General features: G+C 30.2%; 1 protein-coding gene. It reads right to left on the minus strand.

The window, feature by feature from the left end; translation table 11 throughout:
- Nucleotides 1–41 precede the first annotated feature (41 nt).
- Nucleotides 42–258: hypothetical protein (locus ABCO64_RS10690; RefSeq protein WP_343089465.1), on the minus strand; the 217-nt coding region annotated here is incomplete at its 5' end.

Consider the following 258-nt stretch of genomic DNA (forward strand, 5'->3'; position numbering starts at 1 on the left):
AAGCAATGTTGAATTGCTTTACCTTTTTAGGTGTTTTTTACTTAATGCATCGTGTTTTTTCTTTTATATAAGATTTCATCGTAAACATCTTTTTTCTGATGAGGAACTTTTTTTGGCATTGTAAAATAATTAAATGATGCGCCAATGATTGCAGCATAAGCAAAGAATAATGCCATGTATCCAAAGTATTCTGCAGGCATAAAATAGATATTATTAAAGTTTCCTTGATATTCTGTATTCACAATGAACACTGCAGGC

The sequence above is a fragment of the Methanocalculus natronophilus genome (genome assembly GCF_038751955.1).
GTDB lineage: Archaea > Halobacteriota > Methanomicrobia > Methanomicrobiales > Methanocorpusculaceae > Methanocalculus > Methanocalculus natronophilus.